Source organism: Zunongwangia profunda SM-A87 (assembly GCF_000023465.1).
Classification (GTDB): Bacteria; Bacteroidota; Bacteroidia; order Flavobacteriales; family Flavobacteriaceae; genus Zunongwangia; species Zunongwangia profunda.
Window position 1 is genome coordinate 4,673,124 of the sequence record NC_014041.1, and the last position, 24,495, is coordinate 4,697,618.

Sequence of the window (24,495 nt, forward strand, 5' to 3'; positions counted from 1 at the left end):
ATTTTATTTGATTGGGTAGTTAAAGTGAGCTTATTCCTGAACCTGGGATAACAAACGGCCTCTTTCAATAGGCTTTACTTTAATGCCGTTGGCCAACTTATCCAAACCAGAAAGCACGATACGATCGTCTGGGGATAAACTTTTAGAACTTACGATATAATTATCTCCAGATCTTCCTTCAGTTATAATCTCTTTACGTTGTGCTATATTATTTTCATCTAAAACAAAAACGAATTTTTTATCCTGAATAAATGTTGTGGCACTTTGAGGTACTAAAATAGCTTTTGGATAAATTTCTTCCATTAAAATTTTACCAGTATTTCCCGATCTTAACAGAGTATCTGGGTTTTGGAATCTCGCCCTTAAAGTAATAGAACCAGTATTACGGTCGATTTGCCCAGAATTAGCATCTACCTTCCCGGTATGTTCGTAAACAGATCCGTCGGCTAAAACCAACTTTACCTTATTATTCATTTTATTGTAAAGAGTATCGTTTTTTGCTCTTTCGTAATACAAATAATCAGACTCGCTCATAGAGAAATACACATAAATATCATCTACTTTAGATAATATGGTAAGTGGTTTTTCATCTGTTTGCTTAACAACGTTACCTGGAGATTTAGGAATTCTTCCCATAAAGCCGCTTACGGGAGCTTTAATTGTGGTAAAATTGAGATTGATTCTCATATTGGCTGCCTGTGCCTGCGCTCTTTCTAAGGAAGATAAGGCTACCTGATAATCGGCTTCTACAGATTTCTTTCGTACTTCAGAAATCACTTCGTTATCAATTAGTGGTTGTAAACGGTCTAAATCACTTTTTGCTTTTTCGACTTTTGCTCTCTCTAAAGCTACATTGGCCATTGCGTTTTTATAATCTTCCATATAAGGCTGACTATTAACTTTAAATAATGGCTGTCCTTTTTCAACAAAATCACCTTCATCTACATAAATTTCTTCTAAAATCCCATCTACCTGAGGACGAATTTCTACTGTTTCAACTCCTTCTATAGAACCGATATATTCAAAACCTTTAGAGGCATTTTGCTCTTTAAGGGATACCACTGGCAGCGGTAATCCTTCATCCACCTTTTCTTCTTCCTTGCAGGAAGTAAGGCTTAAAAGAGTACATGAAATGAAAAGTATTGCAAATTTGTTCACCATTGAAAATTTATATTTCTTATCCATAAGTAGAGATTATTTCTGTTATGGATGTAACAATTTACATACCTTTTGATTTCAAACGTTCTCGTATATGATTTTTAATACTTTTTTATGAGTTTTTGGGGTATTCCGCACTTAGCACCACCACACAATTTGTTGATTAATGCCACACATTAAAGAGTCAGTACGTCTAACCCAAATTTTAAAATCATAGCCATTGAATACGGAAAGCCTTAAAAACAAAAAAGCCTCTTCCCGAATCAACGGAAAAAAGCTTCTCATTGGTATTCCCAAAGCTAAAAAGCCTTAAAAGGTTTACCTACAAGTTCCAATTTCTTGGAACAAACAACACAACTAAATTTTAAGATTCAAAAAATATTTTTTTTAAATCTACGAGTGACCTAAATCACCTATATTTTTGTTTTCCCTGTTTTAGGAATTTTTTTAACCTCTTATTAATTGTCGAAAATTAAACAATAATTAAAAAAAGGGCTGACAAATCTACAATCTAATTTTAAATTAAACAAATCTGCTATTAATGATAAATTTAGATATAATTAAATTATAGCTATTAACGTTTTATAGAAAACCGCGTCTAATCGTTGATGAAAAATAACCAAAAGATCATTCTAGATTTAAAGAAAGGCAAAACAACAAGCTTTAAAGAGATCTATTTTCTTTATTACGATAAACTTTTTCATATCTGCAAAAAATTCAATTTTAAAGTATTCACCCCACAAGATTTTATTCAGGAAACCTTTTTAAAAATCTACAAAAACAGGCATCAGTTAAAAGAAGATGTGCCGCTAGAAGCACAGATTATAGTGATTTGTAAAAACATTATTTTCAATCATCTTAACCGGGAGAAAAAAATAATTCCGCTTCAACCCGATTTTCTTAACAGTAAAATAGAAAACGACGAGCCGGAAAATGAGACCAACTTCAAAAAAGAAAAGCTACATAAATTAATAGAAGAACTTCCGGTTCAACAAAAAAAGATTTTCAAGTTACACAAAATCGACAATTATTCTTACCAGGAAATTGCTAGCCTTACCCAACTTTCACAAAAAACGATCGCCAACCATATTTACCTGGCAAATAATTTTATCCGAAAAAATATCAAAAAGGCTTAGGAACTTTTACGCACCCAATTGTATTGTATAAAAATGCTCAATATGATTTTCGAGATTTATAAATTAGATATTATCGAACAGGAGCGATTGGTTTATCTTTTAAAGGTACTGGCGTTCAATTTTTCAGATTGTGAAATTCATCCTTTTACTCTAGAAGATGAAATTTTAATTATTGTATCTTCTAAAACAGAAATTAAAGATCACTTTCTCACTAGCATTAAAAGCGAAGGATTTAATTGCGAACTACTTAAAGCTTCCTGATGAAGAAAAGCGAAATCGAAAAAAAATTCGATAAGTACTGGAAAGAAAATTCACCTGAAATTCCTTCCACCGAAAAAGAAAAGTCCTGGGAAAAATTCTCTAGTAATCATTTAAAACATCCTTATCCTAAAACCTCTACTTTCATAAAGTATGCTGCTGCTATTGCGATAATGGTGATTTTAGGAACTGGTTTTTACATCATAAATCGTATCAATCAACCAGTACAGCAAATTGCTTCCGTCATACATATTGAAAATCCAGGAAATAAACTTAAATTGATTTTTTTACCTGATAGTAGTGAAATTAGGCTTCAATCACATTCAAAAATCACTTATTCTAAAGACTATAGCAATAATCGGGAGGTTTCTTTGCAAGGAAATGCCTTTTTTAAAGTTAGAAAAGACAAAAATCATCCTTTTAAAGTGATTAATAACAAAACCATAACTACGGCTTTAGGAACGTCCTTTACCATTGCTGAAAATGAAATCCAGACGCGTGTGAAATTGCATGAAGGCAAAGTAAAAATGACTGTTCAGGGGCAATCTAAAAACTGGATTTTGTTACCGGGAGAAGAATTTATTCTTGAAGATGGAGCGACTAAGATCCAGCATTTCAAAAACCATATAGACTTTGAAAAAGAGAGTGTAAAAAACATCATTAGTTTTCTTGAGCAGGAATATGCATTTAAAATAGCTGTTCCAGAAGCTTTTTTAAGTAAACAAATCACACTGCGGATAAAGAAAGAAGAAGATATTGAGATCCCTCTAAAAATACTTGCAGAAATACACAATCTTAACTACAGCATAGATCGCTTCAATAACAAGGTGATCTTTAGAAAGCAAACGTCTGCACCAACCAATAATATTATTAAGAAATGAAATATTTTTTAATCTGTTTTATATGTATTTATGGCTTCGGCCTTAACTGCCAAAATCTCACCATAAAGATTGAAAAAGGGAATACGATGAATACGCTTAAAGATCAGATCGAAAAACAATCTGATTATAAACTGGCTTATGCCGAAGAAATTAGTTCTCAACTCACTTTTAATATCGAGATGGATTATGAAAACATCAGTATCAGCGATTTAATCAAAGAACTTAACCATAAACTTCCGCACGATTTTAAGGCGTTGGGTAATAATATTACAATAAAACCCCATGGAATCAAGATGGATACTCAGTCACCCCACACTCTTTCGGGAAGTATTTATGACGAGAATAATCAGCCTCTTTTTGGAGCCAGTATTACAGTTCAGAAACTTCAAAAAGGGACGACTACCGATGAGGAAGGCAAATTCTCACTGCAGCTTCCGCAGGGAAGACATGAAGTCACCATTAGCTTTTTAGGATATAATACCATTACTAAAATCATCTTACTTAATCGCGATATGGATTGGAGCCTTCAAATGCAACCTGGCGGTGAAACCTTAGAAGAAGTGATTATTGAACAAAATAATAAGGCGACAAATATTAAAAAACCCCAAATGAGCATGAACAGCCTTAGCATGAAAGAAATTAAGCAAATACCGGTAGCTTTGGGGGAACCCGATCCTTTAAAATCTTTACTTACACTGCCGGGAGTTACTAATGCAGGTGAAGGTTCGTCAGGATTTAATGTTCGTGGTGGCGCAGCAGATCAAAATCTAATCTTATTAGATAATGTTCCTATTTACAGTGACTCCCATCTTTTTGGATTTTTCTCGGTTTTTAACGCCGATGCGGTAAATTCCCTGGATCTTTATAAGGGGGGAATCCCTTCTAAGTACGGCGGCAGGGTTTCTTCTGTTCTAGATATTACCCAGAATAACGGGGATTATAAGGATTTTAAGTTTGAAGGTGGCGTGGGTTTAATTTCAAGTAAACTGAAAGTTGAAGGCCCCTTACAGCAAGACAAAGCTTCCTTTATGCTGGCAGGAAGGACCTCTTATGCTCACTTGTTTTTGCAACTTGCCGATAATGAAAACTCAGCTAAATTTTACGATCTTAATGCTAAACTGAACTATCAACTCAACGAAAATAACAGTCTGCATTTTTCAGGCTATTTAGGAAAAGATGTTTTTGATATTAGTGATAGTTTCTCCAGCAGATATGGAAATACCATGGGAAAGATAAACTGGAAACATCGTTTTACTAAAGATGTCACCAGCGATTTATCGATTTTCTATAGTGACTACCAATTTGGGCTCAATTTAAATACCCTTAGTTTTAATTGGGATAGCGGTATAGCAAGTTATGGATTAAAATATGGCTGGCAACATTACATATCAAAAGACGTTCAGCTTAATTACGGTATAGAGGCTACTTACTACGATTTTAATCCAGGTATATTAATCCCTAACAGTAGTGAATCTACCGTAAATTACAGGGAATTAGATCGTAAATATGCACTAGAACCCTCTGCCTATATTGATGTTAACCAAAAGATCGGAGATCACTTAGAAATACGATACGGTCTTAGATACAGCACATTTTACAGATACGGGCAACAAGAGGTAAATATTTATGAAAACAGCCCAGTAGAATACAATCCTGTTTATAATATTTATCAGGAAGGAACGCCTATAGGAACAAAATTTTATGGGTCTGGTGAAGTGATATCGAGCTTTAATAATTTAGAACCAAGAGCGGCATTATCATATATATTAAATGATGAATCCTCGATTAAAGCAAGTTACAACCGGATGGCGCAATACTTACATATTGTTTCTAACAGCCAGTCACCAACCCCGGTAAACATTTGGACGCCCAGTGGACCATTTATCCAACCTCAGATTTTAGATCAATACGCTTTAGGGTATTTTAGGAATTTTAACAATAATAGATACAGTCTGGAAACGGAAGCTTTTTATAAAAACATAAGTAACCGAATCGACTATGTAGACGGCGCCAATCTTATTGCTAATAATGATATCGAGCAGGTACTGTTAAACGGTAAAGCCAGGGCTTACGGATTAGAAGTATTACTTAGAAAAAACAGTGGTGATTTAACCGGTTGGATTTCTTATACCTTATCCCGTGCTGAACAAAAAACCGAAGGAAGGACTCCAAAAGAACCCGGGATCGCTAACGGTAACTGGTATTTATCTCCTTACGACAAATTGCATAACCTTAGTATTACCGGCAATTACGAGTATACTAAAAAGTGGTCTTTTAGTGCAAACTTTGCGCTACAATCGGGACAGCCGGTAACCTACCCAAACGGCTATTACGAATTTGGAGGCATCCCAGTGCCTAATTATTCTATAAGAAACGAAAATCGATTACCCCTCTATCATCATTTAGACCTTGCGGCAACGCTTACCCCAAAGCCTAACAGGGAGAAAAGTTGGAAAAGCTACTGGGTATTTAGTATTTACAATGTTTATAACAGAAAGAATGCAGCATCTATAAGATTTACTACCAACGATGATACCGGAATAAACGAAGCCAGAAGGTTATCGATTTTCGGTATTTTACCAAGCGTTTCTTATAATTTTAAGTTTTAACTCTATGAAATCTCTAATATCAACATATCCCCTACTTTATATTTTTATACTGCTGTTAATGTTTAGCACTTCTTCCTGCGAAGACGTTGTTGATGTGAATCTGGAACAAGGAGAGCCCAGACTGGTGGTAGATGCAGAAATTCTTTGGCTTTCGGGTGCTACTGGAGAAAATCAAACCATCTATCTTTCCAGACTAACCGATTATTACAATACTGAGGTCACTCGTGTTTCCGGAGCAACTGTAACCATTAAAAATGAAAATAATAAAATTTTCTATTTTACCGAAACCGAAACTCCAGGAAGCTACACCTGTACGAACTTTGATCCTGAAATAGGCGGCAATTATACCTTAAATGTTATTGTAGACGGAGAAGTGTATACAGCTACAGAAAGCTTAATCGCCTCTCCTGAAGTTACCCGAATCGAACAATATGAAGATGGCGGTTTTTTAGGAGAGGATAAGGAGGTTAGGTTTTATTATAATGATCCTGAAGAAGAAACCAATTTTTACCTGGCCGACTTTCAAAGCGATGTGCTTAATTTTCTGGAATATGATCTTTCCAGTGATGATTTTTTTAACGGCAATGAAATGTACCAAAATTTCTCTCATGAGGATCTGGAGCCCGGCAGTGAAATAGATATTACTTTTCGTGCAATTTCAGAGCAGTTTCATGATTATATGGAACTTATCCTGGAAAGCGCGGTGGCCAATCCGTTTGGCACTCCACCTGCAAACATTCGTGGTAATCTTGTAAACGAAACGAATCCTGAGAATTTTGCTTTTGGTTACTTCAGGTTATCACAGGGAATACGTTTTAGATATACCATACAATAGTGATATCGATTAAACATCAAAGGTGTATATTTCACTAAATAATTCCTATCCCGTACGTATTTTTAATTTCAGTCATTACAAAAGTACTGTGCGTACTGCCAATACTTTTTACTCCGCCAAGTTTATTAAATACAAAATCCTGGTAATGCTTCATATTTCTGGCATACACTTTCAGTAAAAAATCAAAATCTCCAGAAGTGTTATAACATTCCACAACCTCATCGATCTCCATAATATCGGCCACAAATTGATTGCCGATAGTCCTATCATGTTTTTTTAGCTTGATATTACAAAAAACAATAAATCCCTGATGCAGCTTTTCTGCATCCAAAATGGCAATATACTTTTTTATATACCCATTTTTCTCCAGTCTTTTTAATCGTTCAAAAACCGGAGAAGCAGATAAGTTTACTTGCTTTGCCAACTCTTTTACGGTAAAATTGGAATTATTGTGAAGTATTTTTAAAAGTTTAAGATCAACCTCATCTAAGTTTTCCATAGGATAATATTCTGTTTAAGATTGCAAATTAGCCAATTAAAAATACAATATTCCTAAAAACCACGCTTAAGAAGTTATTAAAACTGAATTTAAACTAAAGTTTAGATAAAAAAACCTCAATATATAACTTTGACCAATATAAAAACCTAAAAAATCATTATGTGTATTCACTCAACTATCCAAAACAAAACTGATATCGTAGGTAGTTTTTTACGTCCCGACCGCTTAAAGAAAGCCAGGGAACAATTCGCTAAAAAAGAGATTACGGCAGAGGAGCTAAAAAAGGTCGAAGACGAAGAAATTATCAACCTAGTCGAAAATCAAAAAAAAGCAGGACTTACAGCTTTATCTGATGGAGAATTTAGGCAAAGTTACGGGCATCTCGATTTCTTCTGGGGATTTGACGGTATTGAGCATTTTTTAAAAGATCAGGGCTACTTATTTCAGGGAGAAGAAACCAGAAAAGACTCTGCAAGATTATCGGGAAAATTAAAATTTAATCCTGATCATCCTGTATTTGAAAGTTTTTCATTCCTAAAAAAGCACTGTGGTAAAGATCATATCGCCAGGCAAAGCATTCCCGCCCCTGCACAGTTATATGCAGAACTGGTTAGAGGTGATAATGAAGATTATGTAAACAAATTTTATCCAGAAAGGCAAGCATTATTTCAAGATATCGCAGCAGCTTATCATCAAACTATTTTAAAATTATATGATTTGGGATGTCGCGATCTAAAGATTGATGACTGTACCTGGGCTATGCTATGTGATGCCAATTTCTGGAAAACTATGGCCGGTGAAGGTTATAACCGTGATGAGCTTAAAGAAACTTATCTCAAGTTAAACAATCTGGCCCTGGAGAATTTACCAGAAGATCTTCGATTATCAACCCATGTTTGCAGAGGAAATTATCATTCTACCTGGGCGGCTTCAGGTGGATACGAGCCGATAGCTGATACGCTTTTTGCAAAAGAAAACGTAGAAAACTTTTACCTGGAATTTGACGATGAACGTTCTGGAGATTTTAAGCCTTTAAGATTTGTCCCGAAGGATAAAAAAGTTGTTTTAGGATTACTTACCAGTAAAAATGCAACTTTAGAGAATAAGGAAGTAATTATAAATCGAATAAAAGAAGCGGCAGAATATGTAGATTTAGAGCGTTTAAGTTTGAGTCCGCAATGCGGTTTTGCTTCCACTGAAGAAGGAAATATCCTAACAGAGGAAGATCAATGGAAAAAAATAAAATTAATTAAAGAAATCTCTCAGGAAGTCTGGGCATAAGCCTTCAGAAACGGCTCAAAATTAAAGCTTCGTTTGTACTTACAGCGAGGCTTTTTTATTCAGAGAATATACCCTAAAACAAAAAAGATCACCACTAACCTAAATGTTAGTGTTAGTTTTTGATAGCATTAGAGACCATTATACTACAAGAATAAATAAAAAAATAATGAGCTTAATTGACGATTTAAAATGGCGTTATGCCACTAAAAAAATGAACGGGACGAAAGTACCCCAGGAAAAAATAGACTACATTTTAGAAGCTACTCGATTATCACCTTCTTCATCAGGTTTGCAACCTTATAAAGTGTTGGTAATTTCAGATAAAGCCTTATTAGAAAAAATAAAAGACATCGCCTGGAATCAAAATCAGGTTATTGACTGTTCTCATCTTCTTGTTTTTGTTGCATGGGACAAATATACCAACGAGCGTGTTTCTGAAGTTTTTAACTACACCATGGATCAGCGTGGGCTACCGCACAGCAATATGGACGATTACAAAGCTAACATTCTTAGCATTTATGAACCTCTAGGCCAGGAATGGCATGCACATCATGCTTCTAAGCAAAGTTATATTGCTTTTGCCATGGCCATTGCCGCAGCAGCCGAACAAAAAGTAGATACCACACCTATGGAAGGTTTCCTTAATGAGAAGCTGGATGAACTCTTACAACTAGAAGGCACAGGATATAAAAGTACCTTGCTATTACCATTAGGTTATCGTGAAGATGAAAATGACTGGTTAGTAAACATGAAAAAAGTAAGAACTCCTAAAGAGGATTTTATTACTGAAGTTAGCTTAGAAGACCTGAAATAAAAGATTGCTAAAATCCCCAATATTAAATTTAAGATCCTGTCAAAAATTGGCGGGATCTTTTGGTTTAAATCATTTTTTTAATAAAATTATTAAAAATTCAACTTATCTATATTGATGTAGCCACTTAATTTAAAAATTAGTTTTTTTGCATGTTTACCAAAATAAAGTATAAGCTAAAGAGCTATTATTAAAATAATTTATGTTAAAACATAAAAATTTATAATATTTGCCAAAAATTAACATTATTTAGACTACTATACCTAAGGATGATTGCGATGATGAATGTAAATCAGATGCTGATTGTACTAGCGAAGCTGATAAATGTAAGCCTCAAGACACAAGTAAGACATGTCCTGATAAAGGTACAATTAACATGTGTATGGGTATAATTTTTAATTAGAATTGGCAATCAAGTTACCAATACTTGGTAACTTGATTGCTTTTTATTTTAAGTATATTTTTAACAATTAATTATGCGAAAATTAATTCCTTTCATTTCAACATTACTACTAATTATTAATTTTGGCTGTAATATTCCAAAGCATAATCCAATGGATCACCCAGTAGTAGAACTATCATTGGTTCCGCAAACGACCCAAGATAAATTTTCTTTCCCAAAAAAATATTCCACATATCCAGTCTTTTCAACAGCTGAAATTTCAAAAAAATATTATCTCAATAAGCTTAAAAGTTTTAAGGGAATTCCAAAATTAGATACATTTTTATTGCAAACAGAGAGTTTTAAAACCGGTAAATTTTTTTTAGAAATTTCTTATTTTAGTGAAAAAAAAAAGAATTAAGTTTTTATAGAGACTCCTTAGAAATTTTTGATAATGAAAATTTGAATATTATTTCAGGTTTTAAAGGAAATGAACAAATAATTATCGCAGATTTAAATAACAATAAAGATTTTAGCGATGATCATATCTTCGAATTTTCTAAAGAGGAAAAAAAATTGATAAAAAATAAAGACTCGGTAGTTGAATATAAATATAATTCAAAAGGTTCAATATCAAATCAGGTATTTAAAAGGGATATTAAAATATATCCGGATCCAAATAGTTTTTATGCTCAATTTCTTAAAGATTCTTTAAACAAATCGTTAGCTACTTCGTTTGAGCTTATGGATTTAAGGAAAGGCCAATTAAAAATTGATACCTCAATTTATGATGTTGCTATGCAAGGATATGTTAAAAATAGGGTGTCAATTTCTGTGAAACCCATAAGCGTATTATTTTCAGATCAAGATACTGGTTTTAATGAAAATTTTTATTATTCAGTAGGGGATACGTTATTATTAGCAAATGATTTTTACAAAATCGATTCTGTCAGTAATAATCTTTCAAAATTACATTTTAGTTTAATAAAAAATATTGATGAGTATCGGGGTAAAAGATTAGGAGTAAAAATCAAAAATTACAATCTTACATCTTTAACAAATCATACTACTACCATTAAAGAATTTTCAGCTAATAAAAATTTCATCTTACTAGACTTCTGGGGCACTTGGTGTGTGCCATGTTTAAAATCATTACCTAATCTAAAAAAACTTCATCAGGATAATGAGGACGTTGCAGTCATTAGTATTGCATTGGATGAATCTATAGATGTTGTTAAGGATTTTTCCATAAAAAATAACATGGATTGGAATCATGCTTACGTTGACAGCAACAATAGGAAAGGTATAATAACGGATTTGAGGATAAAAGAATACCCAACATTTATTTTACTTGATAACAATCTCAAAATTCTGTACAGAGGTTCAAGTGAAGTTGCGTTAAAGAATATAGAAAAAATGTTGATAAGTAATAGTAGTTCTAAGACCTTAAATCATTAAATGAATATATTCCTTAATCAGAAAATTTCATATTGAAAAAATCATTCCCGTTTTACAAACAACCAGATAGTAAAGATTGTGGCCCTACCTGTTTACGAATAATTGCTAAATATTATGGTAAACTTATCACATTACAGGAGATTCGTTAGAAACCACACGAGTAGGTAGTAACCTACTTAAACTAAGTGATGCAGCTGAAAGCATAGGATTTAAATCCTTAGGGGTAAAATTTGATTTTGATAAACTGAAGGAAGCACCGCTCCCTCTTATAGCCCATTGGAACAAAAATCATTTTGTGGTAGTCTATAAAATAAAAAAGGATAAAATCTATATTTCTGATCCTTCTTATGGCTTAATCACCTGTAACAAAGAAGAATTTATATCTTGTTGGATTGGTAACAATGCTACAGAACATACTAAAGAAGGAATCGCCCCCAGAATCTAACGTTCAAAATAAAAAAATATGAGCTTTATACCATGCTCTAATTCAGTCCATAAAGGACAGTTGTATTTCTAAAGCTTAAAAATTCGTTTCATAGGGATCCATTTTTCGCCCTCATGAGCAAACGGGATGGCCTGTTGATAATTCCACATTAAATTTTCCCATTCCTGCACTTTTGGGTTATCAAGATCCATTTGTTTTTTAACCTCAGGATCAAAATCGGCTGAAGTTTCGGTAATCATAAAAAGGCGGTTTCCACATCGGTAAATTTCCATATCGGCAATGCCTGCCTCAAGAATACTTTTTTCTATTTCTGGCCAAATCTTTTGATGATAAGTTTCATACTCTTCAATAAGCCCGGCATCATTAATAAGATCACAGGCATAACAAAGTCTATTTAATTTCATAAGGTAGTTTCTAAATTATATTTTTTGTAAACATCCCTGCCATAAATACCGATAATTATAAAACAAACCAGCGGCAGAATAAACGAAAAATTGACTTCGGGGACACCTAAAATCTGAACGTCGGTATAGCCTGCGCCCCCCAGATCTAGAATTAATCCCTGCAGGGTAGGCATTAACGCACCTCCCACAATAGCCATCACCAAAAAAGCAGCACCAAATTTAGCATCTTCTCCCTGCCCCTCAAGTGCTATCCCGTAGATTGTGGGAAACATAATCGACATAAAGAAAGAAATAGAAACTAATGCGATTAAACCTATCATTCCCGGTACCAAAATCGTAATCAAGGTTGCGATAGAAGCACCCAGCGCAAAAAACAACAATAATTTACCGGAATCTATATACTTTAGTAAACCGGTTCCTACCCATCTACCAATAAGAAAAACCACAAGAGCGGCTATCCCATAATTGACCGCTTTGGTATTATCAATACCAAATGATTCTGCATACTGGTATAAATAGGTCCAGCACATAATCTGTGCTCCTACATAAAACGCCTGTGCGATAACTCCTCCAGTAAATTTACGTGACTTAAAAAGACGTTTAATTGCCCCCCATATCTTTACCTTGGTTTCCTGATGTGCATTTTGCGGCATATTCACAAGACTGATTACCAATAAAAAGCCTATTACCACAATCCCTAATAAAACATAAGGATCACGTATCACGGCCAGATCAGCTGTACGAACAACAGCCTTAGCTTCTTCCCCCAGCGTAGAATAAACCGTAGTCCCATCAGGTAACAGGTCATCTGATTGCAGGGAAGCTAGAATAAACTTCTGGGCAACAATCAGGCCCAACAGCGCGCCCATAGGATTAAAAGCCTGAGCAAGATTAAGACGTTGGGTCGCGGTTTTTTCGGCTCCCATAGACAGGATATATGGATTTGCCGTGGTTTCTAAAAAAGCCAGGCCAAAGGTTAAAATGTAAAGCGCAGCCAGAAAGAAACCAAACTCCTCATAGGCTGCGGCAGGATAAAAAAGTAATGCTCCTATAGCGTAAAGGCCAAGGCCAAGCAAAACTCCTTTTTTATAAGAAAAGCGGTTTACAAAAATTGCCGCCGGTAGTGCCATGGTAAAATAGCCACCGTAAAATGCAAGCTGTACGAGCGAAGCCTGAAAATTATCAAGCTCCAGTACTTTTTTAAAAGCAGAAACCATGGGGTTTGTGATATCGTTTGCGAAACCCCACAATGCAAATAAAGAAGTGATTAAGATGAATGGCAGTAGTACCGATTTGGCTACCACGGGCACTTTAGATTCTTTTTTTTCCATAAACTAGTTTTTAGCCGGAAGCAGTGCGCGATCCAGATGTACATACCCTCCATCAACAAAAATAAACTGACCGGTAGTATGTGAAGATTTTTCAGAAATGGTAAACAAAACCGTATCTGCAATTTCCTGAGTAGTGGTCATCCTGTTTTCAAAGGGAATGGTTTTCTTTATAGCTTTAAGTTTTTCGGCACCATCATCTAAGGTTTCAATCCAGTTTTCGTAAGCCGGTGTATAACTTTCAGCAATAATAAGCGCATTGCTACGGATGCCGTATTTAATTAAATCTACAGCCCATTCACGCGTTAATCCAAGCACCCCCCCTTTAGCTGCAGCATATCCTGAAGTTCCTCCCTGCCCGGTTATCGCTACTTTGGATCCCACGTTTAGAATATTACCCCTGCTTTTTTTCAATAAAGGCAAAGCATATTTAACAGTAGCGTAAAAGCTTACGAGATTCAGCTTAAGTGAATACATAAAATCTTCTACTGAGTCTTCGAGCGAAACGCCATCGTTCACTCCCACATTATTAATAATAGCATCAATGCGCCCGTAGTGCGCCGAAAGTTTTTCAATCGAAGTTTTAATTTGATCTGCATCAGACAAGTCGGTTTGGTAAAATTTACTATCTAATCCTTGTTCGCGCAGCTGACTTTCATATTCAAAACCGCGGGCATTTCGATCTAACAAAACCGGGATTGCTCCTTCTGACGCTAAAGCGAAAATAATATTATGACCTATGCTTCCTGGCATTCCGGCCGAACCGGTCACTACAATGATTTTATCTTTTAAATTTAAATTCATAACTTATATAGTATAAATGCGCTGGGCATTTTTATAGAAAAAAAGTTCGCGTTCCTCTTTAGAGAGCTGTCCGGCAAAATCCCTGGATACGTTTAAGACCTGGGCATAACTACCGGCAACCAGACATACCGGCCAGTCTGAACCATATACAATTCGTTGCGGACCAAATGCCTCCAATACCACATTTACGTATGGCATAAGATCAATGGTTTTCCAGGTTTTATAATCGGCTTCAGTGATCATTCCTGAAATTTTGCAACTTACATTTTCGTGTTTTGCGATAGCACGCATCAATAACGCCCAGGAGTCTATATACCCCTCCTTGATATAGGGTTTAGCCATATGATCAATTACGAATTGCTGCTCAGGAAATAATTTTATAAATTCAAGTACCGCCGGAAGCTGATGCGAAAAAACTAAAATCTCGTATACAGCACCCGTATTTTTCAATTTAGAAATACCATTTAAAAAAGATTTCCGAAGTAAAAAAGAATTATCCGGCTCTCCCTGTACCACGTGTCGATAGCCTTTCATCAAAGGCATTTCCGCATAATATTCCAACTCATTTTGTACAGAATCACTTTGAAAATCTACCCAACCTATGACTCCTTTTATAAAATCATGCTTATGGGCAAGGTTTAGTAAAAAACTATTTTCCTCAAGAGTTTGATCAGCCTGTACGGCAATACAACCTGTAATATCATGTTCTTTGTAAACCTGTTTTAAATCCTCTGGAAGGAAGTCGCGGCGTATTGCCGCCATCTCATCATCGATCCAGTCATGATTGACAGGATTGTAATACCAAAAATGTTGATGGGTGTCTATGATCATCGTACCAACTTATTCATTAAGTTCAACCAGAGCCTTGATTACATTATTCTCTGGAGCCATTAAAGTTTCAAAATCTGCAGGCAGGTCTTTAAAGTTAATGCGATGCGTGATATACTTCTTTGGGTTGATTTTCCCGCTTTTAATACTTTCGATCACATATTCAAAATCCTCTCGAGTTGCATTACGGCTACTCATAAGGGTTGATTCACGTTTATGGAATTCAGGATGACTAAAGACAAGTTCACCTTTTTGTAAACCTACCAGTACATATCGACCACCGTGTGCAAGATATTGAAAAGCATTATTCATCACCTTACGGTTACCTGTAGCATCAATGACGACGGTAGGCATATCACCATTGGTTAGTGCTGACAATCGCTCTATCACATTCTCATCCAAGGGATTTATCTTGGCCCAAACGCCCAGTTCATTCTTGCAAAAATCAAGACGATGTGTATTCACATCAAGCACGATCACTTGCGCCCCTACTTGTTGTGCAAACTGAATCAAGCCAATACCTATAGGCCCTGCTCCCATAACCAAAACCGTTTCTCCCGCTCTTACTCCTGCCCGGCGTATGCCATGAGCTGCGATTGCTAGTGGTTCTACCAGAGCAAGTTCATCAAAATCAAGACCTTCGCCATGTAACAAATAGGCATCGGGCACTACAACATACTCGGCCATGCCGCCATCTATATGCACCCCAAAAACCTGAATAGAACTACAGCAATTGGTTAATCCATTGCGGCAGGCCACACAAGTTCCGCAATTAAAATACGGAATAAAACTTACAGCATCTCCTTTTTTAAAACCTTTTGCTTTTCCAGACACATATTCTGCTGCAAGCTCGTGTCCTAAAACACGCGGATAATTAAAGTAAGGCTGTGTCCCGCCAAAGGCATGGATATCGGTACCACAAATCCCTATTTTACGAATCCGCAAAAGAGACTCTCCTTCTTTAGGCTGCGGCATATCCCCTTCTTTTAATAAAAATGTACCGGGTTCCTGACAAACAATATAATTCATGATTTTTCTTAAATATTAACTGATCTCCAAAGGGTTCGCATAAGATAGGTCTGACTGTTCCTGCGGAAAATAAACCTCGAGTCCCTCGGTGCTTTGCTTAAACTTTAGGTTTTTACCGCTACTTACCAGTTTTACTTTTTTAACTTGATTCTTGTGATATTGCGAACCTGATTTTAGCGATTTTATAATCACTTTTCCGTCGTCGGGCCAACTCATTACCGTAGCGTAGAGTTTATCTCCTTTAGTAACAAATCTAATATCCTGTGAAGTAAAGGCTTTGCCTTTACCTTCGTTAAAACCCTGAGCTGTTAACGCAGCTGCACTTTCCTGTTGAGGTCCTTCTCCAAAAATTTTCCACGGTCGGGTTCCATAAATGCTATCTCCATTTAAATTCATCCACACTCCTATTTCTTCAACAATAGCCCGCTCTAATTCATCAATACTTCCATCTCCCTTTACAGGGATATTAAGCATCAAATTACCGTTTTTACTTACCACGTCAATAAGACTATGAATAACCTGCTTAGCTGTTTTATAGCGCTTGTCGCGATAAACCCCTTTATCATAATGCCAGCTACCTATACAGGTATCGGTTTGCCAGGGTAAAGGTTCAATAGTATTACTCTGTCCTTTTTCAATATCCCACACCAATGCTTTGCGCTGCTCTTTATCCAGAATTTTACCGGTGATTACACTTTGCGGGTTGCCCTGCCTGTCAAGGCTTTTATTATACAGGTATGCTGCTATCTCAAGACCTACGTTACTCACCGGCCATAAAGGCAAAGCTGTATCATCAAAATATAATAGATCAGGATTAAATTTATCAATAAGCTCAATAGTACGATTGTAAAATTTTTCACAGTATTCATCAGAAGGTGGAGTAACACCATTCCCCCAGTTCCATTGACTGTGTATTTTCCCGTTATCATAACTATCTTCACTTAAAGGATGATTTTGTGCATACAATTCCTGTGGATCTATACCTTCCCACCAGGTTCCTTCCCCGTCCTCTAAGCGCAAATTACCATCATAGGGTACTCCCGCCAGAGGTCCGTTTTTATCTGCACGCTGGGAGGTTTCAAACCAACTCCAGGCATGAGCCGCATGTACACTTAAAGCAAAAGGGAGCCCCTCTTTACGGGCAGCTTTTTCCCAGCCGGCTATTATATCTTTTTGCGGCCCCATTTTAACAGAATTCCATTTAGGCTGATAGGTACTGTCCCACAAGTCAAGATTATCGTGATGATTGGCCATGGCCATAAAGTATTTAGCCCCGGCTTTTTTATAAAGACTCACCAGTTCTTGCGGATCCCAGTTATCTGCTTTCCAAACATTGATCACATCTTTAAAGCCAAATTTTGATGGATGCCCATAGTTTTCAAGATGTGACTTGTATTGCCAAGTTCCCTCCTGGTACATCCCTCTTGCATACCAATCTCCGGCTTCAGGCTCGCACTGAGGTCCCCAATGTGCCCACATCCCAAACTTGGCATCTCTAAACCAAGAGGGGGCTGTATATTTTGATAAAGAATCCCAATTGGGTAAAAAGGGCTCTCGTTCTTCTGTATTAAAAAAATTTGCGCTAGCCAGGTGTGGGCTTAAGTAAAGTCCGGCAGTAGCTAAACCTCCTAATTTGATTGCACTTCTACGTTTCATTTCCTATTTAAAAATTCTAAAATTTCCATTCCTCGAATTCATTCCATTATACATTTACGCTGCATCATCAAGAATTTCGTGACAAATCGCAAATTATTATACATATACACATAGCCTTTTGATAATATCAACAAGCTTATTCATCGAGTTGATCAACTCAAAAAACAAATAAATTCTGAAATCAAACGATTTCGTTAAAAATCTTATTTTTGATTCTAAAATCAAATATAAGTTTACTAAAAAGCAATTGTATTATACAAAAACGACTTATTTTTATTCAATTAAGATGAAGTTAATATTCATTATAATAGTAAAACCTTGAACAGTCAGCTATTTACACATTCATTTTCCCTGCTTAATGTTGATTATGTGCAACTTAACCATCGGTGGAATTATAAAAACATAATAAGCCCCTATTATAGACTATATTATATTGATGACGGTGAAGGAATTGTGTCAAATCCAGATGAAAAAATTAATTTAAAACCAGGTTACCTGTATTTGATACCAAGTTTCACCCTCTGCAATTTAAAATGCACTAACTTTTTGAGTCAGTATTTTTTACAGTTTTTTGAGGAATCCCCAGATGGAATATCCCTGTTTAAAGACAATAGAAGTATTATGGAGATTAAAGCGACTGCTCTGGATGTTTCTATTTTTAATAGAATTCTAAAAATAAATCCGGGTAGAGGCATTAACCGATCAGACAATCCGAAAATATATGAAAAGGAAGCTTATTATAAAGAATACAGAGCACTTAATAACAATATGAAACCTTCTGTTCGCTTTGAAAGTCAGGGGATTATTTTAATGCTGATATCGCGCTTTATTCAGTCTGTACGTTTTAAATCCCCAAAAAGCGAGAAAATCCCCTCTGTAGTACTTGATGCGATTAATTATATACAACTTAATCTCGGAAATTCCATTAGCATTAATGAGCTTGCTAAAAATGCTAACCAAAACAGAGATTACTTCTCAAGGGAATTTTTGAAACATACAGGCCAAAGACCCCTTTCATATATCCACGAAAAACGTATTGAAAGAGCGCAATATCTCATTGTCACCACCAATAAGACTTTACTGGATATTGCTATTGAAACCGGATTTAATAATCTACCTCATCTGACTAAAATTTTTAAAAAATACCTAAAAACCACGCCAGGAGCTTATAGGAAACAAAGCTTGCAGATTACCTGATTATGAAATTATTTAAGATAGATCGCAAAAATTACCAGGACAGTTCGTTTAGCATCAATAAAGTTACGGATGATCATTTTCTAAAAATATGGCACTTCCATCCAGAAATGGAACTGGTTTTAATTTTGGAAAGTACCGGCACCCGCTTTATAGGCGATTCTGTTTCCAAATTTTGTGCTGGTGAGATAATTCTTCTAGGACCAGATCTTCCTCATATGTGGTTAAATGATCCGGAATACTTTAAACCTAACAGCTCTTTAAAAGCCAGGGCCATTGCAATTCATTTTACAAAAGACTTTTTAGGAAAGGATTTTTTTTACAAAACTGAATTTCAAAAAATCAACCAACTTCTTAGAAAAGCAGAACTTGGCCTAAAGTTCAACAATATAAATCAAAAACTTTTAGATCGTCTTAAAACCTTAGATCAATTTTCCTCTTTTGAACGAACCCTCAGGTTTTTGGAAATCTTAAATGCATTATCCTACGAAAGCTTTTCTCAAATTTCAAGTAGCACCTATTTGAAAAATATTCAGTCTTCTAAAAATCAGGAATTAAATAAAGTCTATGAATACATTTTTAAGAATTTTAAAAATCAAATAGCCCTGGAGGATGTTGCTTCCCTAATCCCTATGAACACCTCTGCATTTAGCCGGTTTTTTAGTAAAGTCCATAAAAAAAGCTTTACCCGCTATCTTAATGAAATACGTATAGGATACGCTTGTAAAATGTTAATGGAACAATATTACCCTATTACTATAATCTGTTTTGAAAGTGGATTTAACAGCCTTTCTAATTTCAACAAACAGTTTAAAATTATTACCGGAAAAACCCCATCAGAATATGCCAATTATCACTCATCTAATTTATAAATCCATGAAATTGCAAAAAAAGTAGAAGGCACTGTAAAAAAAAGAGCAGTGGCGACTATGTTGGATCACTACATTTGAGAAAACTATCTTTTAATATACTCTAATGAATACCGATTTGCTTATTACCGGCTATGAAGTTGTAGACGTTCGCTTCCCCACCAGTCAGTTTCTTGACGGCTCAGATGCCATGAATCCCGATCCGGATTACTCTGCCGCTTATGTTATTTTAAAAACTTCACAAGATGATTTAGAGGGACACGGGCTCACCTTTACTATTGGTCGCGGTAACGAGCTTTGCGTAGCCGCCATCGACTCGATAATGCCTCTTATTCTTCATAAATCGCTAGCATCTTTTACTTCAAATATGGGTGCTTTTTGGAAAATGATTACCGGTGATAGTCAACTGCGCTGGTTAGGTCCCGAAAAAGGAGTGATTCATCTGGCCACAGGAGCTGTGGTAAATGCTGTTTGGGATTTATATGCTAAAGCGGAGGGCAAACCACTATGGAAACTGCTGGCCGATATGAGTCCGGAACAATTGGTCTCTTGCGTGGATTTCACTTATATTACTGATGCTATTACTCCTGCTGAAGCTACGGCGATGCTTAAAAAGATGGAAGCTACCAAGCAGGAACGTATAGATTACCTACTACAAAACGGTTATCCAGCCTACACCACCTCTGCTGGCTGGCTGGGGTACAGCGATGAAAAAATGCGCAAATTGTGCCGGGAAGCAAAAGCCGAAGGCTTTAAGCATATGAAGATTAAAGTAGGAAAAGACCTTAAAGATGATATGCGTCGAGCCCAGATTATTCGTGAAGAGATAGGCGACGACCTTAAATTAATGATGGACGCCAACCAGAAATGGGATGTAACCGAAGCCATCGCAAATATGGCTGAACTCAAGAAATTTAATCCCTGGTGGATTGAAGAACCTACCAGCCCTGACGATGTGCTGGGGCACGCCGCCATTGCAAAAGCCGTTGCTCCCATAAAAGTGGCAACTGGTGAGCACTGCCAGAACCGTGTGATCTTCAAACAACTGATGCAAGCAGGTGCCATCGAAATTTGCCAGATAGATAGCTGTAGACTGGCCGGGGTAAATGAAGTACTCGCCGTATTACTAATGGCTGCAAAATTTGAGATTCCCGTATGCCCGCATGCGGGTGGTGTTGGGCTATGTGAGTATGTACAGCATTTGTCTATGATTGATTTTATTGCTATAAGCGGCTCACTTGAAAATCGTATCATTGAATATGTAGATCATTTACATGAGCATTTCTTTGATCCGGTAGTGATTAAAAATGGTGCTTATATGCCCCCAAAAATGCCTGGCTACAGCATTACCATGAAACCTAACTCCTTAAATGATTATCAATTTCCTACAGGTAAAATCTGGCAGGAAATCACTAAAAATAAATAAGATTATGAAGAAACGAGCTTATATCACAACCTTGCTTTTCTTAAATCTCTATACGGCATTAGCCCAGGCTAGCTACAAACCTTCCGAAGCAAATCTGGAAAACAGAGCATGGTTTCAGGATGCCAAATTTGGGTTATTCATTCACTGGGGAGTATACAGCATTTTGGGGGACGGTGAGTGGGTTATGGAACAGCAAAAAATTCAAAAAGACCGGTATGAGCTACTCCCCTCTTTTTTTAACCCTCAGCAATTTGATGCTGAAGAACTGGTAAGTCTTGCCAAAGCTGCCGGCATGAAATACATCACTGTAACCACCAAACATCACGACGGCTTTGCTATGTATGACTCTCAGGTTTCAGACTACAATATTGTAGACGCAACACCTTATACTAAAGACGCGTTTAGATTACTGGAGCAAGCCTGTAAAAAAGCCGGAATTAAACTTTTTGCTTATTATTCGCAGGTTGACTGGCATCATCCCGATTATTTTCCGAGAGGCAAAACCGGTCACGGCTTAGGTAGAGAAGAATCAGGTGACTGGAATACTTATCTAAAGTATCAAAATGCCCAGATTAAAGAACTTGCCGAAAATTATGATATCGCAGGCTTTTGGTTTGACGGATATTGGGATCAAAACGATTTGAAAAAAGCAGATAAACCTTATCAGGAATTTGATTTAGAGAAAACCTATACAATTATTCATGATGTAGATTCGGGGTTACTTATAGGCAACAATCATCACTTATTACCTGTTGCAGGAGAAGACTTTCAGATGTTTGAAAAAGACCTTCCGGGAAAGAATACAGCTGGATTTAGTGAAGGTTCTCAAATAGGTAATCTACCCTTAGAAACTTGTGAAACCATAAATCATTCCTGGGGTTTCAACTTACAGGATGATCATCATAAATCTACAAAAGAACTCATACAGTACCTTATCAAAGCGGCTGGTAATAATGCTAATTTTCTTTTGAATATAGGACCTATGCCCAATGGAGCTATCCAGAAGGAGCATAAAGAACGCTTAAAAGAACTGGGAGCTTGGATGGATATAAATGGTGAAAGCATCTACAACACACGCGGCGGCGAATACCAGAATGAATATATGGTTTCCACTAAAAAGTCTAAAATTCTTTATTTGCATATTTTAGATAAAGAAGTAACATCTGTCTCTATACCTGAATTTAAAGACAAAATAAAAGATGTTGTATATTTTAGTGATGCTACGCCTGTAAATTATACCCTAAGAAAAGGAACGCTAAGTTTCGAAATCGATTCTGACTATCTCAATGACCTAGATACCATTATTAAAATAACTTTAAAATAAAAACATGTCGGCATTTCAATTAACAGGAAAAACAGCAATAATCACCGGAGGTGCCAGCGGTATTGGCCGTGCCATCGCACAGGTGTTCGCACAAAACGGAGCTCGAGTTCACATCTTGGATTTTAATGAGAAACAAGCTCAAGCTACTGTAGAAGCTTTTAAAGCAGAGAACTTAGAAGTTTATTACAATATATGCGATGTTTCAAATGCAGAGGAAGTACAACAAATTGTGGATGAGATTGCTATGCAACGTACGATTGACATTTTGGTGAACAACGCCGGCGTGGCTCATGTGGGAAATATTGAAAATACCACTGAAGCTGACCTGGACCGGATTTACGCCATCAATATAAAAGGTGTATATAATTGTGCCAAAGCAGCAATTAAACACATGAAGGGTAAAAGTGGCGTCATTATCAACATGGCTTCCATCGCTTCATCGGTAGGAATTTCAGATCGTTTTGCTTATTCGATGTCTAAAGGCGCTGTACTCACGATGACCTATTCTATCGCCAAAGATTACGTAGATGAAGGGATTCGCTGTAACAGCATCTCCCCTGCCCGTGTGCATACACCATTTGTGGATGGTTTTATCGAAAAAAATTATCCGGACAACCAGGAAGAGATGTTTGAAAAACTATCAAAAACCCAACCTTTGGGCCGTATGGGCAAACCGGTGGAAATTGCACATCTTGCTCTTTATTTGGCCTCTGATGAAGCTTCCTTCATCACCGGAACCGACTTCCCCATCGATGGAGGATTCATAAAATTAAATGGATAACTTTTTAAATAGAAGATTATGAAATTAATACGCTTCGGCGAAGCCGGAAAAGAAAAACCAGGAATACAATTAGATGCCGGCAAACGCATAGATATATCGGCTTTTGGTGAAGATTACACCGAAGCTTTCTTTGAAACTGATGGTCTTGACCGTCTCAAAGCCTGGTTAGAGAAAGAACAGGAAAATTGCCCTGAAGTTTCTCAGGAAACACGCCTGGGTGCACCTCTGGTAAGGCCCTCTAAAATTGTTTGTATTGGCCTTAACTATATCTCGCATGCAAAAGAAACCGGAATGGACGTGCCAAAAGAACCTATATTATTTTTTAAAGCAACTTCTGCTATTGTAGGTCCCAACGACGATGTCATTATACCCAAAGGAAGCGAAAAAACAGACTGGGAAGTGGAACTTGCTGTGGTCATCGGCAAAAAAGCCTCCTATGTAAGCGAAGAAGATGCCCTGGATTATGTGGCGGGTTATACGCTGCACAACGATTATAGCGAACGAGCCTTTCAAATAGAGCGCGCCGGCCAATGGGTTAAGGGAAAAAGCTGCGACACTTTTGCTCCTTTAGGCCCTTTTATCGCCACCAAAGATGAAATCAAAGATCCCAATAACCTCAACCTTTGGTTAAAACACAATGGCGAACAGCTACAAAACAGCAACACTTCAGACTTTGTATTTAATGTACAACAGGTAGTAAGTTATATCAGTCAGTTTATGAGCCTGCTTCCAGGAGATATCATTTCAACAGGTACGCCTTTTGGTGTGGGTATGGGTTTTAAACCGCCACGTTATTTAAAACCGGGTGATGTGGTTGAATTAGGTATTGAAGGCCTGGGAACTTCCAAACAAACTGCTAAAGCCTATACCTAATCTTTTTTAGATTGGTGTACATACATCAACTTAAAGTATAGATAAATAATCCTCGAGTAGCCATCCAAAAAATACTTGAGGATTATTTTAGATTTTCTTTAAAGAGTCAGCCTTTAAATTGAGTGGCTGTACTGCCAGTTCGTAACTGTAAAAGTTTAAATTCTTTTATAAAGGACTTTTCTTTTTAAAGCTATCATTTTCTCTTTTAGCTTTTATTCTTTAAACA

Annotated in this window: 23 protein-coding genes and 1 pseudogene; 16 read left to right on the top strand and 8 right to left on the bottom strand. The window is 36.4% G+C overall.

Features of this window, described 5'->3' with window-relative positions; translation table 11 throughout:
* Positions 1-30: 30 nt before the first annotated feature.
* Entirely contained in the window at positions 31-1,185 is a 1,155-nt protein-coding gene (locus tag ZPR_RS20555; RefSeq protein WP_013073708.1) for an efflux RND transporter periplasmic adaptor subunit, read from the bottom strand.
* A 581-nt stretch (positions 1,186-1,766) separates the two neighbouring features.
* Between ZPR_RS20555 and ZPR_RS20560 the strand changes: the two genes are divergently transcribed.
* Genes ZPR_RS20560 through ZPR_RS20580 form a run of 5 tightly spaced genes read left to right on the top strand, consistent with a single transcriptional unit; the run spans position 1,767 to position 6,877 of the window.
* Positions 1,767-2,294 (top strand): RNA polymerase sigma factor, encoded by a 528-nt coding sequence (locus tag ZPR_RS20560; RefSeq protein WP_013073709.1) that lies wholly within the window; start codon positions 1,767-1,769, stop codon positions 2,292-2,294.
* A gap of 42 nt (positions 2,295-2,336) precedes the next feature.
* Positions 2,337-2,555: a hypothetical protein gene (locus tag ZPR_RS20565; RefSeq protein ID WP_013073710.1), complete on the top strand. Its 219-nt coding sequence runs from the start codon at positions 2,337-2,339 to the stop codon at positions 2,553-2,555.
* Positions 2,555-3,433 (top strand): FecR family protein, encoded by an 879-nt coding sequence (locus ZPR_RS20570; RefSeq protein WP_013073711.1) that lies wholly within the window; start codon positions 2,555-2,557, stop codon positions 3,431-3,433. Before ZPR_RS20565 ends, ZPR_RS20570 begins: the two co-directional genes overlap by 1 nt.
* A complete protein-coding gene (locus tag ZPR_RS20575) occupies positions 3,430-6,042 on the top strand; it encodes a TonB-dependent receptor (RefSeq protein ID WP_013073712.1) in 2,613 nt (870 codons plus the stop codon). Before ZPR_RS20570 ends, ZPR_RS20575 begins: the two co-directional genes overlap by 4 nt.
* Before the next feature lie 4 nt (positions 6,043-6,046).
* Complete coding sequence (locus ZPR_RS20580; protein WP_041579269.1) at positions 6,047-6,877, top strand: DUF4249 domain-containing protein; 831 nt, start codon at positions 6,047-6,049, stop codon at positions 6,875-6,877.
* A 34-nt stretch (positions 6,878-6,911) separates the two neighbouring features.
* On the opposite strand, the gene ZPR_RS20585 is transcribed toward ZPR_RS20580, so the two are convergent.
* Positions 6,912-7,376, bottom strand: a complete 465-nt coding sequence (locus tag ZPR_RS20585; protein WP_013073714.1) for an Lrp/AsnC family transcriptional regulator — start codon at positions 7,374-7,376, stop codon at positions 6,912-6,914.
* Positions 7,377-7,535: 159 nt separating this feature from the next.
* On the opposite strand from ZPR_RS20585, the gene ZPR_RS20590 reads away from it, so the two are divergent.
* The 5 genes and pseudogenes from ZPR_RS20590 to ZPR_RS20610 form a co-directional block, all read left to right on the top strand.
* Positions 7,536-8,657: a 5-methyltetrahydropteroyltriglutamate--homocysteine S-methyltransferase gene (locus ZPR_RS20590; protein WP_013073715.1), complete on the top strand. Its 1,122-nt coding sequence runs from the start codon at positions 7,536-7,538 to the stop codon at positions 8,655-8,657.
* A 166-nt stretch (positions 8,658-8,823) separates the two neighbouring features.
* Entirely contained in the window at positions 8,824-9,471 is a 648-nt protein-coding gene (locus ZPR_RS20595; RefSeq protein WP_013073716.1) for a nitroreductase family protein, read from the top strand.
* A gap of 473 nt (positions 9,472-9,944) precedes the next feature.
* A complete protein-coding gene (locus ZPR_RS20600; RefSeq protein ID WP_041579270.1) occupies positions 9,945-10,271 on the top strand; it encodes a hypothetical protein in 327 nt (108 codons plus the stop codon).
* Positions 10,272-10,312: 41 nt separating this feature from the next.
* On the top strand, positions 10,313-11,308 hold the full coding sequence (locus ZPR_RS20605; protein WP_013073718.1) for a TlpA family protein disulfide reductase: 996 nt from the start codon (positions 10,313-10,315) through the stop codon (positions 11,306-11,308).
* A 32-nt stretch (positions 11,309-11,340) separates the two neighbouring features.
* Positions 11,341-11,741: pseudogene (locus ZPR_RS20610) on the top strand (cysteine peptidase family C39 domain-containing protein); the annotation flags it as partial.
* Between the two features lie 80 nt (positions 11,742-11,821).
* On the opposite strand, the gene ZPR_RS20615 reads toward ZPR_RS20610, so the two are convergent.
* Genes ZPR_RS20615 through ZPR_RS20640 form a run of 6 tightly spaced genes read right to left on the bottom strand, consistent with a single transcriptional unit; the run spans position 11,822 to position 17,802 of the window.
* Entirely contained in the window at positions 11,822-12,157 is a 336-nt protein-coding gene (locus ZPR_RS20615; protein WP_013073720.1) for an L-rhamnose mutarotase, read from the bottom strand.
* Positions 12,154-13,488: an L-fucose:H+ symporter permease gene (fucP, locus tag ZPR_RS20620; RefSeq protein WP_013073721.1), complete on the bottom strand. Its 1,335-nt coding sequence runs from the start codon at positions 13,486-13,488 to the stop codon at positions 12,154-12,156. The genes ZPR_RS20615 and fucP overlap by 4 nt, the downstream gene beginning before the upstream one ends.
* 3 nt (positions 13,489-13,491) lie before the next feature.
* Entirely contained in the window at positions 13,492-14,289 is a 798-nt protein-coding gene (locus ZPR_RS20625) for an SDR family oxidoreductase (protein WP_013073722.1), read from the bottom strand.
* A gap of 3 nt (positions 14,290-14,292) precedes the next feature.
* Positions 14,293-15,120 (bottom strand): amidohydrolase family protein, encoded by an 828-nt coding sequence (locus ZPR_RS20630; RefSeq protein WP_013073723.1) that lies wholly within the window; start codon positions 15,118-15,120, stop codon positions 14,293-14,295.
* Between the two features lie 9 nt (positions 15,121-15,129).
* Positions 15,130-16,146 (bottom strand): zinc-binding alcohol dehydrogenase family protein, encoded by a 1,017-nt coding sequence (locus ZPR_RS20635; protein WP_013073724.1) that lies wholly within the window; start codon positions 16,144-16,146, stop codon positions 15,130-15,132.
* 15 nt (positions 16,147-16,161) lie between these two features.
* Complete coding sequence (locus ZPR_RS20640) at positions 16,162-17,802, bottom strand: alpha-L-fucosidase (protein WP_013073725.1); 1,641 nt, start codon at positions 17,800-17,802, stop codon at positions 16,162-16,164.
* Between the two features lie 546 nt (positions 17,803-18,348).
* Here ZPR_RS20640 and ZPR_RS20645 point away from each other — a divergent pair.
* The 6 genes from ZPR_RS20645 to ZPR_RS20670 all read left to right on the top strand — a co-directional run bounded on the left by ZPR_RS20645 (position 18,349) and on the right by ZPR_RS20670 (position 24,269).
* Positions 18,349-18,999, top strand: a complete 651-nt coding sequence (locus ZPR_RS20645) for a helix-turn-helix domain-containing protein (RefSeq protein WP_233421329.1) — start codon at positions 18,349-18,351, stop codon at positions 18,997-18,999.
* A 2-nt stretch (positions 19,000-19,001) separates the two neighbouring features.
* A complete protein-coding gene (locus tag ZPR_RS20650) occupies positions 19,002-19,868 on the top strand; it encodes an AraC family transcriptional regulator (RefSeq protein WP_013073727.1) in 867 nt (288 codons plus the stop codon).
* A 103-nt stretch (positions 19,869-19,971) separates the two neighbouring features.
* Positions 19,972-21,291: an L-fuconate dehydratase gene (locus ZPR_RS20655; RefSeq protein WP_013073728.1), complete on the top strand. Its 1,320-nt coding sequence runs from the start codon at positions 19,972-19,974 to the stop codon at positions 21,289-21,291.
* Between the two features lie 4 nt (positions 21,292-21,295).
* Complete coding sequence (locus ZPR_RS20660) at positions 21,296-22,615, top strand: alpha-L-fucosidase (protein ID WP_013073729.1); 1,320 nt, start codon at positions 21,296-21,298, stop codon at positions 22,613-22,615.
* Between the two features lie 4 nt (positions 22,616-22,619).
* Positions 22,620-23,396 (top strand): SDR family NAD(P)-dependent oxidoreductase, encoded by a 777-nt coding sequence (locus tag ZPR_RS20665; RefSeq protein WP_013073730.1) that lies wholly within the window; start codon positions 22,620-22,622, stop codon positions 23,394-23,396.
* Between the two features lie 18 nt (positions 23,397-23,414).
* Entirely contained in the window at positions 23,415-24,269 is an 855-nt protein-coding gene (locus tag ZPR_RS20670; protein ID WP_013073731.1) for a fumarylacetoacetate hydrolase family protein, read from the top strand.
* Positions 24,270-24,495: the final 226 nt, after the last annotated feature.

Coding starts and splice junctions, on each gene's coding strand:
- ZPR_RS20555 (WP_013073708.1), bottom strand. CDS start 1,185: ATGGATAAGAAATATAAATTTTCAATGGTGAACAAATTTGCAATACTT.
- ZPR_RS20565 (WP_013073710.1), top strand. CDS start 2,337: ATGATTTTCGAGATTTATAAATTAGATATTATCGAACAGGAGCGATTG.
- ZPR_RS20650 (WP_013073727.1), top strand. CDS start 19,002: ATGAAATTATTTAAGATAGATCGCAAAAATTACCAGGACAGTTCGTTT.
- ZPR_RS20560 (WP_013073709.1), top strand. CDS start 1,767: ATGAAAAATAACCAAAAGATCATTCTAGATTTAAAGAAAGGCAAAACA.
- ZPR_RS20615 (WP_013073720.1), bottom strand. CDS start 12,157: ATGAAATTAAATAGACTTTGTTATGCCTGTGATCTTATTAATGATGCC.
- ZPR_RS20665 (WP_013073730.1), top strand. CDS start 22,620: ATGTCGGCATTTCAATTAACAGGAAAAACAGCAATAATCACCGGAGGT.
- ZPR_RS20660 (WP_013073729.1), top strand. CDS start 21,296: ATGAAGAAACGAGCTTATATCACAACCTTGCTTTTCTTAAATCTCTAT.
- ZPR_RS20635 (WP_013073724.1), bottom strand. CDS start 16,146: ATGAATTATATTGTTTGTCAGGAACCCGGTACATTTTTATTAAAAGAA.
- ZPR_RS20575 (WP_013073712.1), top strand. CDS start 3,430: ATGAAATATTTTTTAATCTGTTTTATATGTATTTATGGCTTCGGCCTT.
- ZPR_RS20595 (WP_013073716.1), top strand. CDS start 8,824: ATGAGCTTAATTGACGATTTAAAATGGCGTTATGCCACTAAAAAAATG.
- ZPR_RS20585 (WP_013073714.1), bottom strand. CDS start 7,376: ATGGAAAACTTAGATGAGGTTGATCTTAAACTTTTAAAAATACTTCAC.
- ZPR_RS20600 (WP_041579270.1), top strand. CDS start 9,945: ATGCGAAAATTAATTCCTTTCATTTCAACATTACTACTAATTATTAAT.
- ZPR_RS20570 (WP_013073711.1), top strand. CDS start 2,555: ATGAAGAAAAGCGAAATCGAAAAAAAATTCGATAAGTACTGGAAAGAA.
- ZPR_RS20630 (WP_013073723.1), bottom strand. CDS start 15,120: ATGATCATAGACACCCATCAACATTTTTGGTATTACAATCCTGTCAAT.
- ZPR_RS20590 (WP_013073715.1), top strand. CDS start 7,536: ATGTGTATTCACTCAACTATCCAAAACAAAACTGATATCGTAGGTAGT.
- ZPR_RS20670 (WP_013073731.1), top strand. CDS start 23,415: ATGAAATTAATACGCTTCGGCGAAGCCGGAAAAGAAAAACCAGGAATA.
- ZPR_RS20580 (WP_041579269.1), top strand. CDS start 6,047: ATGAAATCTCTAATATCAACATATCCCCTACTTTATATTTTTATACTG.
- fucP (WP_013073721.1), bottom strand. CDS start 13,488: ATGGAAAAAAAAGAATCTAAAGTGCCCGTGGTAGCCAAATCGGTACTA.
- ZPR_RS20640 (WP_013073725.1), bottom strand. CDS start 17,802: ATGAAACGTAGAAGTGCAATCAAATTAGGAGGTTTAGCTACTGCCGGA.
- ZPR_RS20655 (WP_013073728.1), top strand. CDS start 19,972: ATGAATACCGATTTGCTTATTACCGGCTATGAAGTTGTAGACGTTCGC.
- ZPR_RS20625 (WP_013073722.1), bottom strand. CDS start 14,289: ATGAATTTAAATTTAAAAGATAAAATCATTGTAGTGACCGGTTCGGCC.